The organism is Enterococcus columbae DSM 7374 = ATCC 51263, assembly GCF_000406925.1.
Classification (GTDB): domain Bacteria; phylum Bacillota; class Bacilli; order Lactobacillales; family Enterococcaceae; genus Enterococcus_E; species Enterococcus_E columbae.
Genome location: NZ_KE136347.1, coordinates 162,025 through 180,089 on the forward strand (window position 1 = coordinate 162,025; position 18,065 = coordinate 180,089).

Consider the following 18,065-nt stretch of genomic DNA (forward strand, 5'->3'; position numbering starts at 1 on the left):
ATTGGGGTATAGCCAAGCGGTAAGGCAAGGGACTTTGACTCCCTCATGCGTTGGTTCGAATCCAGCTACCCCAGTTATATTATTATGAAACAAGAGTTTATGCTCTTGTTTTTTTATGTTTAATCAAAATTAAGGAATCTAGTGAAAAAATACTAAGAGAGCTATTATCTCAAAGATAGAATATGCTATAATGAACGTAACTCAATTTCAAACAAGCATTTGATAGTGGGAATTGTTGATTTTATTTAGTGGATTAGAGGGAAGAGATATGGCTGATTCAATACCCATTTACATTAAAATACATGATGAGATAAAAGAAAAAATCGAGAATAATTATTGGCAAATAGGTGATCGGTTGCCATCTGAGCGTGAACTAGCGCTTTTTTTTGGCGTTAGCCGTATGACCTTAAGACAAGCTATTCAAGCTTTATCAGATGAAGGAATATTAGAGCGTAAAATTGGTTCAGGAACCTATGTAGCAAGGCAAAAAGTCCAAGAACAAATGAAAGGAACGACCAGCTTCACTGAAATTATGCTAAATCAAGGGCGTAAACCCTCGAGTAAAGTGTTGGCCTATTCCATTGTTGCGGCAAGTACGAGTGAACGCGAAAAGCTGCAATTGCCTGAGCAGGCGATGATTTTACGGATGGAGCGGATTCGTTATGCGGATATGGAGCCGATTTGCTATGAGGTGGCTTCAATACCGGCGGATCTAATTAAGCAATTTAGTAAAGAAGAGGTGACTGCTTCGCTTTATGCAACTCTGGCTGAAAAAGGTGGTTATAAAATAGGCGCGGCCAATCAAACGATTACTGCTGTATTAGCCTCTGAACAAATTGCGGAATATTTAGCAGTTAAAAGAGGCGATGCGATTTTGCGCATGAAACAATTGACCTTTTTTGAAGATGGAACACCTTTTGAATATGTTCGTTCGCAGTATGTGGGTAGTCGATTCGAATTCTATCTCGAAAAATAAAACTTCAGGTTGCGGCTCTTCAGCAAAAGGCTGATTGCTTTGCAAGCTGAAGTTTTTTTGTTAAATTGCCCAGTCAGTTGAAAAGGGTTAGATTCTTTGCTCTATGTAGCTTTTTTCCCCCAGTTCAATCGTTACTTGATTATTTAATAAATCAATCATTTCTGCAGTTAAATCGTCAAGTAATAGCTGATCACACATAATTGTCACAGTGATATTTTCTAAATAAGTCGTTTCTTTAATAAAGATGTTTTTTTGTTCAAGAAAATTTTGTAATCTACCTAATAAGGAATATTCGATGGTAAGCTTTACTTCCTGTTGTAAAATACCTTGAACAATCCCGATTTCTTTAAGCGCTTCAGCTACACTTGATGCGTAGGCTCTAATCAATCCTCCAGCTCCTAATTTGATCCCACCAAAATAACGTGTGACAACGGCTAAAACATTTTGTAGCTCATGCTTTTTTAATACCTCTAGCATCGGCACACCTGCAGTCCCACTAGGCTCACCATCATCTGAGCTCCGCTGAATCTCTTGGTTCTTACCCAAAACAAAGGCGCTACAATTATGATTAGCTTTCCAGTGTTCTTTTTTTATTCGTTGAATGAGTTCTTTTGCATGCTCTTCTGTTTCAATTCGATATAAGTGACAAATAAATTTTGATTTTTTTATTTCAATTGTATGTTCGCCGTCTTTTTCAATCGTATAATAATCTGCCAAATGAATGCCTCCTTGTAAAATCTCTTGTCATTAGTATAGAAAATTTTATGCGGATAGGCAACTATGGATAGTTGTAAAGAGTGGTTATAATAACTATAGATGAGATTTGACAAATTGTCTGAAAATTGACTATAATAGACGAAGATGAGTTTGAGTTAATGAGTGAGGAGTCTTTTCATTGGAATCAAAAGTGATTGTGATTGTATGTACACTTGGGATGAGTTCGAGTCTATTAATATCAAAGATGCAGCAGTATGTTTACGAAAGTGATTTGCCTGTAAAAATTCTAGCTGTTTCTTCGGAAGAGGCCCTAGAATATGCGAAGGACCATCAAGTTGATTTAGTCTTTTTAAGTCCACAGGTGCGTTTCTTAAAGAATAAATTTGTTGAAAGCTTGGCTAATCAACCTACCAAGATTGAGACGATTAGTATGTCAGATTATGGTTTGTTAGATAGTCGAAATATTTTGAAACAGGCTTTTCAGCTTTTAGCAATTGATGCACCATTATAAAAACGAAACAATCCTTATTATTTCTAAAAACTGTTTTATTGCTTTGGCGATAAAGCAGTTTTTTGCGTATTTAATAATTGAAGGTGGGAGTGCCTAATTATTGCTGAAAAGAAAGGGATGAATGCAAACGATGTATGAAGATGGTTATGTTCAGGTGTTAGATAGTACACAGTGTCAACAGCTCTCAAAAGATCAATGGTTCATTCGACCAGCTATTATTCCCCAAAAATTCAACGCCATTTGTACGAGATGTAATCAGCTGATTAGCGCTGACTATCAGTTAGCTGATGGCAGGTATTATTGTCCTTTTTGTCTATCATTCGGTAGATTAACAAGTCGAGATTATCTTTGTTCCAAAAAGCCAAGAGAGGCGACTAAGCGTATTGTTGAGTTGACATGGATGGGTCAATTAACTCGTTATCAACAACACATAGCTGATCAATTATGTCACAATTATCTCTTACAGCAGCACACGTTAATCTGGGCGGTCACTGGTGCTGGCAAAACCGAAATGCTGTTTCCTTTAATCTATCAGGTGCTTGCTGAAGGAAAGCGAGTGTGTCTTGCTTCACCGAGAATCGATGTTTGTCTTGAACTTTTGCCAAGAATTCAGCAAGCCTTTCAAAAGGAAGCAATCTTTTTGTTGTATGGCGATAGTGAGGAGGCTTATCAAGAAACAAATTTGTTAATTTGCACAACTCATCAATTGATTCATTTTTATCAATCGTTTGATCTATTAATCATTGATGAAGTCGATGCTTTTCCTTATGCCGATGATTTGTTGTTGAATTATGCAACGAAACAAGCTTTAAAGGTAACGGGCATACAAGTCTTTTTAACAGCCACACCTTCCAATAGATTATTAAAAGAAGTAAAAAAAGACCAGTCATTTGCGATTTGCAAGCTACCATTGCGCTTTCATCAGCGACCGTTGCTGCAACCTAAGTGTATATGGTTTAATCAATGGGTAACAAAACTGTTACAACAAATTTAAATAAATCTACGCAAATGTGCATAGAAGTATAGATTTTTTTGAACAGAAAGCCCTGCGTATCTGGTGACAGGTGCGTACTAAAGGAGTTAAAACGGTGGAAATCCTAAAGCCTTATTGACTACAACGTAACTAGAAATGGTAAGCGTGAAAGTTGCGAAAGCAGAAAAAACAATAAGGATAGTCTAAGTTGAAATAAAATCTAATTAGGTCTTATGAATGGATAAACGTGACACATAAGATACGTTAGGCACTAAGGACGGTAATAATGGAAGTTCCGTTACGAAAGCGCTAAGTCTTATTTTTAAGATATGCGAAACGTCTAACGACTAGCCCCTTGAGGGGGATGTACAACGCAAGCGAATGGCGTTGGAAAAATTCCGTTCTTTAATATATTTAAAGAAAAACATATAGTCTACGCTCATGTGAAAGCATGAGAGGTCTACTCGTAAGAGAAAGACTGCTATAAAAGTTGCGTTTTATAGTGAATGAGAAAAATATATACAATTCTAAATGAATATTTATAACCCCTTCTTTATTGGACAAATAAATCATTTATAATGGTTTTAACAAAGAAGGGAGGTACAGAAATGATAACAGCGATTAAAATAAGATTGAAACCGACAAAAGAACAAGAAATCTTATTTAGAAAATCATGTGGGGTAGCGAGATGGTCTTACAATTATTTTCTAGCTGAAAGCGAGAGTTATTATGCAGCGCATAAAAAGACACTCAAAGAAACAGAAGTTAGAAAATATATTAACAATGTATTAAAACCAACTACCCATACGTGGTTAAAAGAAGTCGGAAGCAATGTAATGAAGCAAGCAGTAAAAGATGCGAATTTAGCTAGACAAAGATGGTTTAAAGGTATAAGTGATAAACCAAAATTTAAAAGCAAACATAAATGTAAAGATAGCTTTTATGTGAATTATGAAAGTCTAAAAAGAACCAAAGATGGTTTCAGAGGAGAAAAGATAGGCAACGTTAAGACGTGTGGTTCATTACCTAAACTTAAAAAGAATGAGCATTATTTGAATCCTAGAATATCATTCGACGGTAAACATTGGTATTTGTCTGTTAGTTACGAAAAAGAATTTGAACAAGTTAAACTAACAGATGAAAGTTTAGGGATTGACTTAGGGATTAAAGACTTAGCTGTTGTTTCTAATGGTAAAGTTTATAAAAACATTAACAAGACTAAAAAAGTCAAACGTCTTGAAAAAAAGCTAAAACGTGAACAGCGAAAACTTAGCAGAAAGATAGAGAACAATATTTCAGGCTATACCAAAAACAGAAAACCTATCTATAAGAAACCGTTAAGAGAAATGAAAAATATAGGTAAACAACAAAAAGTGATTAAAAACCTATATAAAAGACTTTCAGACATCAGAAAAAACCATTTACACCAGACAACGAACGATATAGTGAAAACCAAACCGTATCGAATTGTAATGGAAGATTTAAATGTAAGAGGTATGATGAAAAACAAACATCTAGCTAAGGCTGTTGCTAGTCAGGGCTTTTATGAATTTAAAAGACAAATAAAGTACAAATCAGCAAGATTAGGAATAGCATTTGTAGAAGTAGACAGATGGTATCCTTCATCAAAAACTTGTTCACATTGTGGAAAAATCAAGAAGGATTTAAAACTAAGCGATAGAACATTCTGTTGTGAATGTGGATTCACGCTAGATAGAGATTTTAATGCTTCGATAAATTTAGCAAGTTATCAAATTTAAACTTAATCACCAAAAAGATGGTTTAAATATGTACCTATCGATGCTAGGGAATTTAAGGCTCTGGACTGTTATATAAACGAAAGTAGGAGTTCCAAAATCGGACAGGATGAACGAGCAAGGCACAAAACGAAAGTCTAAGGATATAAGTTGTGCCACAGTAGAAATATAAATATTTAAATAGAAATGTATATATTTTTCGCATCGGAGCAGATTCCGTTTAATCGATATAAAGGTCGAAAATTTATGCGCCTGTTGTTAAAACTTTGTGCAAGTCAACTGGTTTTGGTCTTTTGTCCGAGTATCCAATATAATCATCAATTATATTGCTATGTTCGTCAGCACTTACCGACCATTGAGATGACAGAGGTCTCTTCTATAGATGAACAGCGTAAAGAAAAGGTAATAAAATTACGCAAACATCATTATCAAATCATATTTACGACGACAATTTTAGAAAGAGGGGTGACGATTGACAATGTTTCCATTGTGATTGTAGGGGCGAACCATGAAATATTTTCTAAGTCAGCCCTAGTGCAAATCGCCGGACGCGCAGATCGCAAAGGTAAGATGAAAAATGGCGAGGTCTATTTTTTACTTTCTGATTATACGCCAGCGATTAGGCATGCTTGTCAAGAAATTGCAGCAATGAATCGATTAGCAAAGAAGTGGTTAGCAGATGAAGTGTATTTGGTGTAAGCAATCATTGACGAAAAATTTAACCTTTATGGAGATTTTAAATCCTTTTTTTGTACAGGAGCATAGGTTATGTGCTAAATGCCAACAAAAGTTTGAACCATTAATAGGTGGTTGTCAGTTGTGTGGCAAGCCAACTGTACAACCGATATGTTCCGATTGTCAATATTGGCAGCGAAAATATCCAACTTACGCCTTTAAGCATACGGCTTTATATCATTATAACGAAGGGTTTCATGAGTGGATGGAGCAATATAAGTATTTGGGCGATTATCAATTACGTTATACTTTTTCATACGAACTAAAACGTTATTTCAAAGATAAAAAGGACTGTTGGATTGTCCCTATTCCGTTAAGTAAGGAAAAAAGAGAGAAACGTGGCTTCAATCAAGTTGAAGGTTTTTTAGAAGCAATAGGTATTAAATATCAACCGATTCTATCTAAAAAAAACGATACTCTGCCGCAAGCTAAAAAAGGTCGTTATGAGCGATTAAAAATGAAACAACCATTTAGTTTGAATATTGATGGAGGATTAATTGCCAATCAAGATATTATCCTAGTTGATGATGTCTATACAACGGGTAGGACATTATTTTATGCGGCGGAGTGTCTGTTACCTTATCATCCAAAGAAAATAATGACATTTTCCTTAGCAAGATAAAAATAACTATAAATTTACCTAACAATCGTTTTTGATAGCGATTTATTTTGCAATTTTTGAAATATAGGTTATAATATAGATAAGAAGAAGATTAAAGAGTGGTCCTTTAAACTTCTTTAGTGGCAGATGAAAGGGGCAATTGTTATGTTTAGATACAATGTTCGTGGAGAAAATATTGAAGTTACTGAAGCAATCCGTAATTACGTTGAAAAGAAAGTAGGCAAGCTAGAACGCTATTTTGATAATGCACCGGATGCAACTGCTCATGTAAACTTAAAGGTTTATACTGAGAAAACAGCAAAGGTTGAAGTGACGATTCCTCTTCCTTACTTAGTGTTACGTGCAGAAGAAACTTCACCAGATCTATATGCAAGCGTTGATTTGGTTGTTGATAAATTAGAACGTCAAATTCGTAAGTTCAAAACAAAAATTAATCGTCGCACACGCGAAACAGCATTAGTTGATGTTGAACCAGTTTTTGCATTAGATGTTAATGCGGACGAAGAAACCAAAGAAGCTGAGATTGATATCGTTCGTACAAAACGCCTTTCATTAAAACCAATGGATAGTGAAGAAGCCGTTTTACAAATGAATATGCTTGGTCATAACTTCTTCATTTTTGAAGATGCTGAAACTAATGGAACAAGCATTGTTTACCGTCGTAAAGATGGCAAATATGGCTTAATTGAAACTAATTAATTAAAGACAAAAAAGGTAGCTGTAAGTTTGACTTGCAGCTACCTTTTTTGTCTTTAATGGGTTAAGAGTAAAAGGCTTCTCTTTCAAGACAAGCCTAGAATCAATCTTATTTTGAATAAATTACACCTTGATTGCAATTAAATTATTTCATTTATTCTATTTTAGTGATAAAATAGTAGGGAGATTGTGCTGTAAGCAATGAAACATTTAAAGGAGTTTATAATAAATGGCAAATATTATTCGTAAAATGGTTGAGAATGATAAAAAAGAATTAAAACGTCTTGACCGGATTGCTAATAAAGTTGAAAGCTATGCTGATCAAATGGCAGCGTTAAGTGATGAAGCTTTACAAGCAAAAACTGATGAATTTAAAACAAGATATCAAAAAGGGGAAACCTTGGACCAATTACTACCTGAAGCATTTGCAGTTGTCCGCGAAGCTGCTAAGCGTGTTTTAGGTTTATATCCATATCACGTGCAATTAATGGGTGGAATTGTCTTACATGATGGAAACATTCCGGAAATGCGTACTGGGGAAGGTAAGACTTTAACAGCTACGATGCCCGTATATTTAAATGCCTTAACTGGTTTAGGCGTACACGTAGTTACTGTAAATGAGTATCTAGCTACACGTGACTCAACTGAAATGGGCGAGTTATATAATTGGCTAGGTTTGACAGTTGGTTTAAACATTAATTCAAAAAGTCCAGAAGAAAAAAGAGCTGCTTATGCTTGCGATATTACTTATAGTACTAATAATGAACTTGGTTTTGACTATTTAAGAGATAACATGGTGGTTTATCGTCATCAAATGGTACAAAGACCATTAAATTATGCCATTGTCGATGAGGTTGACTCGATTTTAATCGATGAAGCCCGTACACCGTTAATTATTTCAGGACAAGCAGAAAAATCAACGGCTTTATATACTCGAGCAGATATGTTTGTTAAGAAATTAAAAGAAGAGGAAGACTATAAAATCGATATCCAATCTAAGACGATTAGCTTAACTGAAGCTGGGATTGAAAAAGCCGAAGAATACTTCACTTTGACCAATTTATATGACATTGAAAATACAGCTTTGACCCATCACCTTGATCAAGCTTTACGTGCAAATTATATTATGCTTAAAGACATCGATTATGTGGTGCAAGAGGGTAAGGTTTTAATTGTTGATCAATTTACTGGTCGGATTATGGATGGTCGTCGATATTCAGATGGTTTACATCAAGCGATTGAAGCCAAAGAAGGTGTTACAATTGAAGATGAAACCAAAACCATGGCGACGATCACCTTCCAAAACTTCTTCCGTATGTATAAAAAATTAGCAGGAATGACGGGTACTGCTAAAACCGAAGAAGAAGAATTCCGTGAAATTTATAATATTCAAGTTATTCAAATCCCTACAAATAAACCAGTTATTCGTGATGATCGTCCAGATATTTTGTATACAACGTTAAATAGTAAGTTTAAGGCTGTGGTTCAAGATATCAAAGAACGCTATCGTAAAGGTCAACCGGTGCTAGTAGGTACGGTTGCGGTTGAAACTTCAGAATTATTATCTGATTTATTAACAAAAGAACGCATTCCTCATGAGGTGCTAAATGCGAAAAATCACTTTAAAGAAGCAGAGATTGTCTTAAATGCTGGACAAAAAGGTGCTGTTACGATTGCGACAAACATGGCCGGTCGTGGTACGGATATCAAGCTTGGTTTAGGGGTGGCTGAACTAGGTGGTCTAGCAGTTATTGGTACCGAACGTCATGAATCACGTCGGATTGATAATCAGTTACGTGGTCGTTCAGGACGTCAAGGTGACCCAGGTGTTTCTCAATTCTATCTATCTTTAGAAGATGATTTAATGAAACGCTTTGGTTCGGATCGAGTGAAGAATTTATTCGACCGTATGAAATTGGCTGATGAAGATACAGTCATTCAAAGTAAGATGATTACTAGACAAGTGGAAGCTGCGCAAAAACGTGTTGAAGGAAATAACTACGACACACGTAAAAATGTCTTACAATACGACGATGTGATGCGTGAACAACGTGAAGTGATTTATGGTCAACGCCAACAAGTTATCTTAGCGGAAGAACCGTTAGATGAAGTTTTAATGAACATGGTTCGTCGGACAATCGATCGTATTGTTGATGCGCATACACAAGTCGAACAAAAAGACTGGAATTTAGAGGCCATTGTTGATTTTGCCAAAAATGCCATTGTTGATGAAGATAGTATTTCACTAGCAGATATTCAAGGCAAAACCCAAGCTGAGATTAAGGATGATTTATTTAATCGTGCGCAAGCCGTGTTTAATGAAAAAGCCAGTCATTTAAATAGCCCAGAACAATTATTAGAATTTGAAAAAGTAGTTATCTTGCGTGTAGTTGATGCCAATTGGACTGAGCATATCGATGCGATGGATCAATTACGTCAGTCAATTGGTTTGCGTGCTTATGGTCAAAACAATCCATTGGTCGCTTATCAAACAGAAGGCTTTACAATGTTTGAAGAGATGATCGGAGCAATTGAATTTGAAGTCACTCGTTTATTTATGAAAGCTGAAATTCGTCAAAACGTACAGCGAGAACAAACGCAAACCGTTCAACAAACCAATTTAGAGGATGCTAATTCGGCTGAGCGTAAGCCAATCCGTGTGGAAAAAGTTGGTCGGAATGATCCTTGTCCATGTGGTAGCGGCAAGAAATTTAAAAATTGTCATGGTAAAAATGTAAAATAGTATTTTTCACAAGGGTGAGTCATCGCCCTTGTGTTTTACTTTAGTAACCTTTCTAAATAGGCTATAATTTAGAAAAATAAGTAGATAAGGAGCGTTTTTATGGAAATCGCAGATATTAAATCACAGTTAGCATTGATTGCTGATAAAATTCAAAGCTTTAGGGGGTCTCTTTGACTTAGAAGGACTAGAAGAGGCAATTGCCCAAGCTGAGCATAAAATGGCAGATCCTAGTTTTTGGGATGATGCAGCAAATGCCCAACAGATTATTAATGAAAATAATCTGAATAAAGAAACTTATGAACAGTTTCAACAAATGAATCAAGCTTATGAAGATTTAGAAATTTTGCTTGAAATGTATGTTGAAGAAAATGATGCTGAAGTAGCAAAAGAATTGATTGAGGGTTTAGATAATTTAACTGAACAGCTAGAAAGTTATGAGTTATCCTTACTTTTAGATGAGCCGTATGATCATAATCATGCTATTTTAGAGCTTCATCCAGGTGCTGGTGGAACAGAATCCCAAGACTGGGGAAGCATGTTGTTAAGAATGTATACACGTTGGGCAGAAAAGCATCATTTTCAAGTGGAAACTTTGGATTACCTAGCTGGTGATGAAGCAGGAATCAAAAGTGTGACCTTGTTAATTAAAGGGCACAATGCATATGGTTATTTGAAATCGGAAAAAGGGGTGCATCGTTTAGTTCGGATCTCACCTTTTGATTCAGCCAAACGCCGTCATACCTCATTTTGCTCGGTGGATATTATGCCGGAATTAGATGCGAATATTGATATTGAAATTAATCCGGATGATCTAAAAATTGATACCTTTAGAGCAAGTGGTGCAGGGGGGCAACATATTAATAAAACCGAATCAGCGGTCCGGATTACCCACTTGCCAACGGGAATTGTGGTATCTAGCCAAGCACAGCGTTCACAATTAAAAAACCGTGAACAAGCGATGGGCATGTTAAAAGCGAAACTTTATCAATTAGAATTAGAAAAACAAGAACAAGAAGCAGCTGCTTTACGTGGAGAGCAAATGGAAATTGGCTGGGGCTCACAAATTCGTTCCTATGTCTTTCATCCGTATTCCATGGTTAAAGATCACCGTACGAACTATGAATCAGGAAATGTACAAGCTGTAATGGACGGCCAATTAGACGGTTTCATTGATGCTTATCTAAAATATCGCTTACAGCAAAAACAAGATTAAAAGTTATTATAATGAAATAAAATTGTAACTTACTGCAAGCAATTTGCAATAAAAAAATGCTATACTTGGAAAGTATGAATGAAGATTTGGAGAGATAGCCATGATTGAAATGAAGGATGTTATGAAAAAATATCCCAACGGTACAACAGCTATAAGAAATATTACAATCAATATTGATCAAGGCGAGTTTGTTTATGTAGTTGGCCCTTCAGGTGCTGGTAAATCAACATTTATCAAACTAATGTATCGTGAAGAAAAAGCAACAAAAGGTATTTTAAAAGTTGCTGATTATGATTTATTAAAAATAAAAAATCGCGAGGTACCTTATTTACGAAGAGAAATAGGGGTCGTTTTCCAAGACTATAAATTATTACCAAAGAAAACCGTTTATGAAAATGTTGCCTATGCGATGCAAGTAATCGGTAAAAAACCTCGAGAAATCAAAAAACGGGTAATGGAGGTTTTAGATTTAGTCGGCTTAAAGCATAAGGTTCGCGTGTTCCCAAGTGAGCTTTCTGGGGGCGAACAGCAACGTGTTTCAATTGCACGAGCAATCGTAAATATGCCAAAAGTTTTAATCGCTGATGAACCAACAGGAAATCTTGATCCTGAAAACTCTTGGGAAATTATGAAACTTTTAGAACGGATTAATGCACAAGGGACTACTGTTGTGATGGCAACACACAATAGTACGATTGTTAATACGATCCGTCATCGTGTAATCGCCATTGAAAATGGTCGTATTATTCGTGATCAGGTGGAAGGAGATTATGGATATGATGATTAGGACCTTTTTCAGACACTTATTAGAAAGTTTGAAGAGTTTAAAAAGAAATGGCTTAATGACCATTGCTTCAGCTACAGCTGTAACCATTAGTTTAACCTTATTGGGGATTTTTCTCGCGTTAATTATGAATGCAACTAAATTGGCTGAAGATATTGAAAATAATGTAGATGTTTCGGTTTTAGTTGATATCGGTACTTCTCAAGAAGATATCGATAAACTAAAGGATGAATTAGAAAATCTACCAAATGTAAAATCAGTTTCTTTTTCAAGTAAAGATGAAGAATTGAAAAAATTAGAAGACAGCATGGGTTCTGTTTGGTCTGTTTTTGAAGGGGATAGTAATCCACTTTATGATAATTTTATTGTAAAAGCCAAAGATCCTCAAACAATTAAAGCGGTAGCCAAGGCTGCTGGTAAATTAAAAAATGTTCATCGAGCAGATTACGGTGGTGCACCTTCAGATAAAATCTTGAAGATTACACAAGGGATGCGTACTTGGGGCTTAGGTGCTGCGGTATTATTAGTCTTTGTCGCTATTTTCTTAATTTCTAATACGATTAGGATTACGATTATGTCGCGTCAACGTGAGATTCAAATTATGCGCTTGGTAGGTGCGAAAAATGGGTATATTCGTTGGCCGTTCTTTTTAGAAGGAGCTTGGATTGGAATTATCGGTTCAATCATTCCGTGTGTAATCATTTTCTTTGGTTACCGTTCGGCCTTTAGAGTATTGAATCAACCCCAAATTTTAGGTTCAAGTTATCATCTATTACCACCAAGTACATTTACTATTCAAATTTGTGGTTTATTGGTATTAATTGGTATTTTAATTGGTGCATTAGGTTCAGTGATTTCAATGCGTCGTTTCTTAAAAATTTAAATTTAATCGATCGAGTCTTTTTAGGCTCGATTTTTTTTTATAGGTGATTTATAAAATGGCTAGGTAAGGTCAAATCAGTATGATCTAGCCAAAAATAGGAGAGTATCTATATTTGCTTTAGCTATCTTTGAGCGGTCAGCTATCTAGGAGGTAGCAATGTCAGTAGTTGAAGCTTTTGTAAAGATTCGGTTTATTTGTCTGGTTATAAAATACAAGTGTTGCTAAATTACTTATGTTATCAATGGTTGTTGAATGGTCTTGATTTGCGTAATGTAAAGAAAATGATACAATAAAATTGATTCAGAATGATTCTGATGGAATTATTGTAAAATAAGGAGCTTTATTTGAATGAAAAAATTAAAACTCATTTTACCAATTTTATTAGGTACAATTTTATTAAGTGGCTGTAGTAAGTGGGTCGATCACGGTCAATCGATTACCGCAGTTGGTTCGACCGCTTTGCAGCCATTAGTTGAAACGGTTGCTGAGGAGTATCAATCGAAACATCCTGGAAAATTTATTAATGTCCAAGGTGGCGGTAGTGGTACTGGTCTTAGTCAAGTACAATCTGGTGCGGTAAATATTGGGAATTCTGACGTGTTTGCTGAAGAAAAAAGCGGAATTAATGCGAAAGAATTGGTCGATCATCAAGTTGCGGTAGTAGGTATCACACCGATAGTAAATAAAAAAGTTGGCGTAAAAAATATATCTATGCAAGATTTACAAAAGATTTTTACCGGTGAGATTACCAATTGGAAACAAGTCGGTGGAAACGATGTCGATGTAGTTATTTTAAATCGTGCAAGTGGCAGTGGGACGCGTGGAACATTTGAACGTTGGGTGCTTGATGGGAAAGAAGCTAAGCCTTCGCAAGAACAAGATTCAAGTGGAACGGTACGCCAAATTGTCGCTGATACACCTGGGGCGATTAGTTATGTTGCTTTTTCTTATGTAACAAAGGATGTAGCGACCCTTTCAATTGATGGGATCGCACCCACAGTTAAAAATGTCACAACGAATCAATGGGTGATTTGGTCATATGAACATATGTACACTAAAGGACAGCCTAAAGATTTAACCAAAGCATTCTTAGACTATGTATTATCTTCTCATGTGCAAAAAAATCTAGTTGGTAAATTAGGCTATATTCCAATTTCTGCTATGAAGGTTAAGCGTGATTGGCAAGGAAATGTCATTGCCTAAATCTTTACACAAAATTTACAATCTTTACTCGGTTTTCACAAAAGCTTTATTCAAAATTGATATTGAAAAGGTAAACTTAGAAAAGATGAAAGAATTGGAGGAGGAAACCTCTTGGAAGATATGAAAGAAATTTTAATGAAGAAATCAAAAAGAGCAAAGATGGAGCAGCGCGGAAAGCTGATTAGCTTTATTTGTATTGCAATTATTGTCTTAGTCGTTGTTTCAATCTTTTATTTTGTTGCAAGCAAAGGCTTAGCTACTTTTTTTGTCGATAAAGTCAACGTTATGAACTTTTTATTTGGCACTGAATGGAATCCAGCTGAATTAGGTGCAAATGGGCAACCTAAAGTAGGGGCCTTACCAATGATTTTGGGCTCATTTCTCGTTACCTTTTTATCAGCGATTATTGCCACTCCTTTTGCAATTGGGGCTGCTGTTTTTATGGTTGAGATTTCACCTAAGCAGGGCCAAAAATTCTTACAGCCAGTTATCGAGCTGTTGGTAGGAATTCCTTCAGTTGTTTATGGTTTTATTGGTTTATCTGTCATTGTTCCTGCTGTACGTTCTGTTTTCGGGGGAACAGGTTTTGGTATTTTAGCAGGGACCTTTGTGTTGTTTGTCATGATCTTACCGACTGTCACAACGATGACTGTAGATGCATTAAAGGCAGTTCCAAGACATTATCGCGAAGCATCGCTAGCTTTAGGAGCAACGCGTTGGCAAACCATTTATAAGGTTGTTTTACGTTCAGCCGTTCCTGGTATTTTAACAGCCGTCGTTTTTGGGATGGCTCGTGCTTTTGGGGAAGCATTAGCGATTCAGATGGTTGTCGGCAATGCTGCCTTGATGCCAACTAGTCTAGTTACCCCTGCAGCTACCTTAACTTCTATTTTGACGATGGGAATTGGGAATACGATTATGGGAACTGTTGAGAACAATGTTTTATGGTCATTGGCCTTAATTTTATTAGCAATGTCATTAGTTTTCAATATCGTCATTCGAATGATTGGTAAGAGAGGAGCCTTAAAGTAAGATGAATGCAAAACGTGTAGATAAAATTGCTACTGGCATTTTATATGCCATTTCTGGAATTATTGTATTAATTTTAGCTGCCATGCTATTATATATCCTATTTCGAGGGTTACCTCATGTTTCATGGAAGTTTCTAACCTCGCCATCTAAAGCCTATCAAGCAGGTGGAGGGATTGGTATTCAGCTCTTTAATTCGCTTTATTTATTGCTGATTACCTTAATTATCAGCTTCCCTTTATCCTTAGGGGCAGGGATCTATTTATCAGAATATGCCAAGAAAAATTGGTTGACAGACTTAATTCGTACAGCAATCGAGATTTTGAGCTCTTTACCATCAGTAGTTGTTGGTTTGTTCGGTTTTTTAGTTTTTGTTATTCAATTTCAATATGGCTTTTCCATTTTATCCGGAGCCTTAGCTTTAACTTTGTTTAACCTACCTTTATTGACTCGTAATATTGAAGAATCGCTAAGAGCCGTTCATTTTACTCAGCGTGAGGCTGGTTTGGCCTTAGGACTTTCGCGTTGGGAGACAGTTATTCATGTCGTTTTACCAGAAGCTTCACCAGGGATTTTAACTGGTTTAATTTTGAGTTCTGGTCGTATTTTTGGTGAAGCTGCTGCTTTAATTTATACAGCAGGTCAATCAGCGCCAGCACTTGATTTTACCAACTGGAATCCATTGAGTGTTTCAAGTCCGATTAGTATTTTCCGTCAAGCTGAAACTTTAGCTGTGCATATTTGGAAAATCAACTCTGAAGGGACAATGCCGGATGGTGCAGCTGTATCTGCCGGTGCATCAGCAGTCTTAATCATCGCCGTGTTGTTGTTTAATTTTGGCGCACGTGCTTTAGGTAAGAGATTGCACAAAAAAATGACTTCAGCTTAAGGAGAGTAACAAAATGAAGACCTATAATTTAGATGATCGTCATGTCATTTCTTTAGAGGAAGGAAAAGAAATCGCCTTACATACTGAAGATTTACATGTGTGGTATGGGCAAAATGAAGCAATTAAAGGGGTAGATTTACAATTTGAAAAAAATAAGATTACGGCCTTAATTGGTCCATCTGGTTGTGGTAAATCGACCTATTTACGCTCATTGAATCGAATGAACGATAGTATTGCGAACACTAAAGTAACTGGCAAAATTATGTATCGGGGAGTAGATATCAACTCACCTGCCGTCGATGTGTATGAAGCAAGAAAGCATATCGGTATGGTGTTTCAACGACCAAATCCTTTTAGTAAATCAATCTATGAAAATATTACCTTTGCTTTAAAGCGTCATGGGTTAACTGATAAGCAGGAATTGGATGAAATTGTTGAAACGAGCTTAAAGCAAGCAGCCTTGTGGGATCAAGTCAAAGATAATTTAAATAAAAGTGCACTGGCCCTATCAGGTGGGCAACAACAACGTCTATGTATTGCTAGAGCGATTGCAATGAAACCAGATATTTTGCTGCTTGATGAGCCGGCTAGTGCGTTAGATCCTATTTCAACAGGAACCGTCGAAGAAACACTGATTCATTTAAAAGATTCATTTTCAATTGTGATCGTCACTCATAATATGCAGCAGGCTGCGCGTATTAGTGATTATACTGCTTTCTTTTATATGGGAAATGTGATTGAATATGATAAAACGAGAAAAATCTTTACGCGTCCAAAAATCCAAGCGACCGAAGATTATGTATCTGGACATTTTGGTTAAGAGAAGTGGAGGGAAAAATTTTGGCTGAAACGATTATTTCCTCTCGTGATTTACATTTGTATTACGGGAAAAAAGAAGCATTAAAAGGAATTAATTTAGATATTCATCAAGGTGAAATTACTGCAATGATTGGTCCTTCTGGTTGTGGCAAATCCACATATTTACGTTCATTAAATCGTATGAATGATTTAATTCCAACCGTCACCATTACTGGTAGTGTTCTATACAAAGGTAATGACATCTATAGTCCAAAAACAGATACGGTTGAGTTGCGTAAAGAGATTGGCATGGTTTTTCAACAACCTAATCCATTCCCTTTTTCAATTTATGAAAATGTGGTGTATGGTTTACGCCTAAAAGGGGAAAATGATAAACAAAAATTAGACCGAATTGTTGAAGAAAGTCTTAAAGCAGCCTCTGTTTGGGACGATGTAAAGGATAAATTACATCAAAGTGCGCTATCTTTATCTGGTGGTCAGCAGCAACGGGTTTGTATTGCACGTGTGTTGGCAGTTGATCCAGAAATTATTTTGTTAGATGAACCAACAAGTGCACTAGATCCGATTTCATCTGGTAAAATTGAAAACACTTTGTTAGAATTAAAAGAAAAATATACAATGATTATTGTCACTCATAATATGTCGCAAGCCTCACGTATTTCTGATCGAACTGCCTTTTTCTTAGATGGTCATTTGATTGAATGCGATAAGACAAAAAATATCTTTTTAAGTCCGAAGATGAAAGAGACTGAAGATTATATATCTGGAAGATTTGGTTAGGAGGAGCCTTTATGTTACGTTCACAATTTGAAGAAGATTTGCTAAATTTGCATAACCAGTTTTATGAAATGGGGATGTTGGTAAGTAAAGCCATCCATAAATCTGTTCGTGCATACGTCCAACACGATAAAGAATTGGCTAAAGAAGTTATTGCTCAGGACGAACAAATCAATAATATTGAGATACTGTTAGAAAAGAAAAGCTTTGAGATGATTGCTTTACAACAACCGGTGACGACTGATTTACGTCGAATTATTACAGTAATGAAAGCCAGCTCTGATTTAGAGCGTATGGGTGACCATGCAGTCTCTATCGCTAAATCGACTATTTTGGTTAAAGGGCAAAATCGGATTTTGGAAATCGAAAAAGAAATCTCTGAGATGTCTGATTCAGTGAAGAAAATGGTGGATAACGTCTTGGTTGCTTATGTTAAGATGGATGAAAAAGATGCACGGATGATTGCGGCGATGGATGAGAGAGTCAACCAACATTTTCGTGAAATTTATGATCATGCCATCAGCGCAATGAAAGCCAATCCAGAAACCGTAGTCTGTGGGACGGATTATTTAAATGTCGCGCAATATTTGGAGCGAATTGGTGATTATGTAACCAATATTTGCGAATGGATTGTATATTTGGCCACCGGGAAAATTACTGAATTAAATTCAAATCGAGCTCAATAAAAGCAGAAAGCTGCAATCAAAGTGATTTTGATTGCAGTTTTTATAGTTTAAG

The 18,065-nt window shown here is 36.1% G+C and carries 18 protein-coding genes and 1 tRNA gene; 18 read left to right on the forward strand and 1 reads right to left on the reverse strand.

Annotated features, from left to right (window positions below; genetic code table 11):
* Positions 1-2: 2 nt before the first annotated feature.
* Both RK02_RS00825 and RK02_RS00830 read left to right on the forward strand, forming a co-directional pair.
* Positions 3-74, forward strand: a tRNA-Gln gene (locus tag RK02_RS00825).
* 194 nt (positions 75-268) lie between these two features.
* On the forward strand, positions 269-976 hold the full coding sequence (locus RK02_RS00830; RefSeq protein ID WP_016182338.1) for a GntR family transcriptional regulator: 708 nt from the start codon (positions 269-271) through the stop codon (positions 974-976).
* An 87-nt stretch (positions 977-1,063) separates the two neighbouring features.
* Here the strand turns inward: RK02_RS00830 and RK02_RS00835 are convergent, their stop codons facing one another.
* The gene (locus RK02_RS00835) at positions 1,064-1,693 is read right to left on the reverse strand and encodes a YigZ family protein (protein WP_016182339.1); all 630 of its coding nucleotides are present in this window, start codon (positions 1,691-1,693) and stop codon (positions 1,064-1,066) included.
* 178 nt (positions 1,694-1,871) lie between these two features.
* Between RK02_RS00835 and RK02_RS00840 the strand changes: the two genes are divergently transcribed.
* From RK02_RS00840 to phoU, 16 genes are all read left to right on the forward strand, one after another.
* Positions 1,872-2,204 (forward strand): PTS sugar transporter subunit IIB, encoded by a 333-nt coding sequence (locus RK02_RS00840; RefSeq protein ID WP_016182340.1) that lies wholly within the window; start codon positions 1,872-1,874, stop codon positions 2,202-2,204.
* A 121-nt stretch (positions 2,205-2,325) separates the two neighbouring features.
* Positions 2,326-3,198, forward strand: a complete 873-nt coding sequence (locus RK02_RS00845) for a DEAD/DEAH box helicase family protein (protein WP_016182341.1) — start codon at positions 2,326-2,328, stop codon at positions 3,196-3,198.
* 587 nt (positions 3,199-3,785) lie between these two features.
* Positions 3,786-4,937, forward strand: a complete 1,152-nt coding sequence (locus RK02_RS00850; RefSeq protein ID WP_016182342.1) for an RNA-guided endonuclease InsQ/TnpB family protein — start codon at positions 3,786-3,788, stop codon at positions 4,935-4,937.
* A 243-nt stretch (positions 4,938-5,180) separates the two neighbouring features.
* Positions 5,181-5,633, forward strand: a complete 453-nt coding sequence (locus tag RK02_RS00855; RefSeq protein WP_016182343.1) for a helicase-related protein — start codon at positions 5,181-5,183, stop codon at positions 5,631-5,633.
* Positions 5,614-6,291, forward strand: coding sequence for a ComF family protein (locus RK02_RS00860; protein ID WP_016182344.1), 678 nt, complete (start codon positions 5,614-5,616; stop codon positions 6,289-6,291). Before RK02_RS00855 ends, RK02_RS00860 begins: the two co-directional genes overlap by 20 nt.
* 144 nt (positions 6,292-6,435) lie before the next feature.
* Entirely contained in the window at positions 6,436-6,990 is a 555-nt protein-coding gene (hpf, locus tag RK02_RS00865) for a ribosome hibernation-promoting factor, HPF/YfiA family (protein WP_016182345.1), read from the forward strand.
* Positions 6,991-7,216: 226 nt separating this feature from the next.
* Positions 7,217-9,730 (forward strand): preprotein translocase subunit SecA, encoded by a 2,514-nt coding sequence (gene secA / locus RK02_RS00870; protein WP_016182346.1) that lies wholly within the window; start codon positions 7,217-7,219, stop codon positions 9,728-9,730.
* A 99-nt stretch (positions 9,731-9,829) separates the two neighbouring features.
* Positions 9,830-10,943 (forward strand): peptide chain release factor 2 gene (gene prfB / locus RK02_RS00875; RefSeq protein WP_143139390.1). Its coding sequence is split into 2 segments (ribosomal slippage): positions 9,830-9,901 and positions 9,903-10,943, totalling 1,113 coding nucleotides; the frame shifts between segments, so codons are not numbered across the junction.
* Positions 10,944-11,043: 100 nt separating this feature from the next.
* Positions 11,044-11,730 (forward strand): cell division ATP-binding protein FtsE, encoded by a 687-nt coding sequence (gene ftsE, locus RK02_RS00880; RefSeq protein WP_016182348.1) that lies wholly within the window; start codon positions 11,044-11,046, stop codon positions 11,728-11,730.
* A complete protein-coding gene (gene ftsX, locus RK02_RS00885) occupies positions 11,723-12,610 on the forward strand; it encodes a permease-like cell division protein FtsX (RefSeq protein WP_026231387.1) in 888 nt (295 codons plus the stop codon). Before ftsE ends, ftsX begins: the two co-directional genes overlap by 8 nt.
* 348 nt (positions 12,611-12,958) lie before the next feature.
* Positions 12,959-13,813 (forward strand): phosphate ABC transporter substrate-binding protein PstS family protein, encoded by an 855-nt coding sequence (locus tag RK02_RS00890; RefSeq protein WP_016182350.1) that lies wholly within the window; start codon positions 12,959-12,961, stop codon positions 13,811-13,813.
* A gap of 120 nt (positions 13,814-13,933) precedes the next feature.
* Positions 13,934-14,845 (forward strand): phosphate ABC transporter permease subunit PstC, encoded by a 912-nt coding sequence (gene pstC, locus RK02_RS00895; protein ID WP_425387160.1) that lies wholly within the window; start codon positions 13,934-13,936, stop codon positions 14,843-14,845.
* 1 nt (position 14,846) lies between these two features.
* Complete coding sequence (gene pstA / locus RK02_RS00900) at positions 14,847-15,731, forward strand: phosphate ABC transporter permease PstA (protein ID WP_016182352.1); 885 nt, start codon at positions 14,847-14,849, stop codon at positions 15,729-15,731.
* A gap of 13 nt (positions 15,732-15,744) precedes the next feature.
* Complete coding sequence (pstB, locus tag RK02_RS00905; RefSeq protein WP_016182353.1) at positions 15,745-16,551, forward strand: phosphate ABC transporter ATP-binding protein PstB; 807 nt, start codon at positions 15,745-15,747, stop codon at positions 16,549-16,551.
* Between the two features lie 20 nt (positions 16,552-16,571).
* Positions 16,572-17,330 (forward strand): phosphate ABC transporter ATP-binding protein PstB, encoded by a 759-nt coding sequence (pstB, locus tag RK02_RS00910; RefSeq protein ID WP_016182354.1) that lies wholly within the window; start codon positions 16,572-16,574, stop codon positions 17,328-17,330.
* An 11-nt stretch (positions 17,331-17,341) separates the two neighbouring features.
* Entirely contained in the window at positions 17,342-18,013 is a 672-nt protein-coding gene (gene phoU / locus RK02_RS00915; RefSeq protein WP_016182355.1) for a phosphate signaling complex protein PhoU, read from the forward strand.
* The last annotated feature ends 52 nt before the right edge of the window (positions 18,014-18,065 follow it).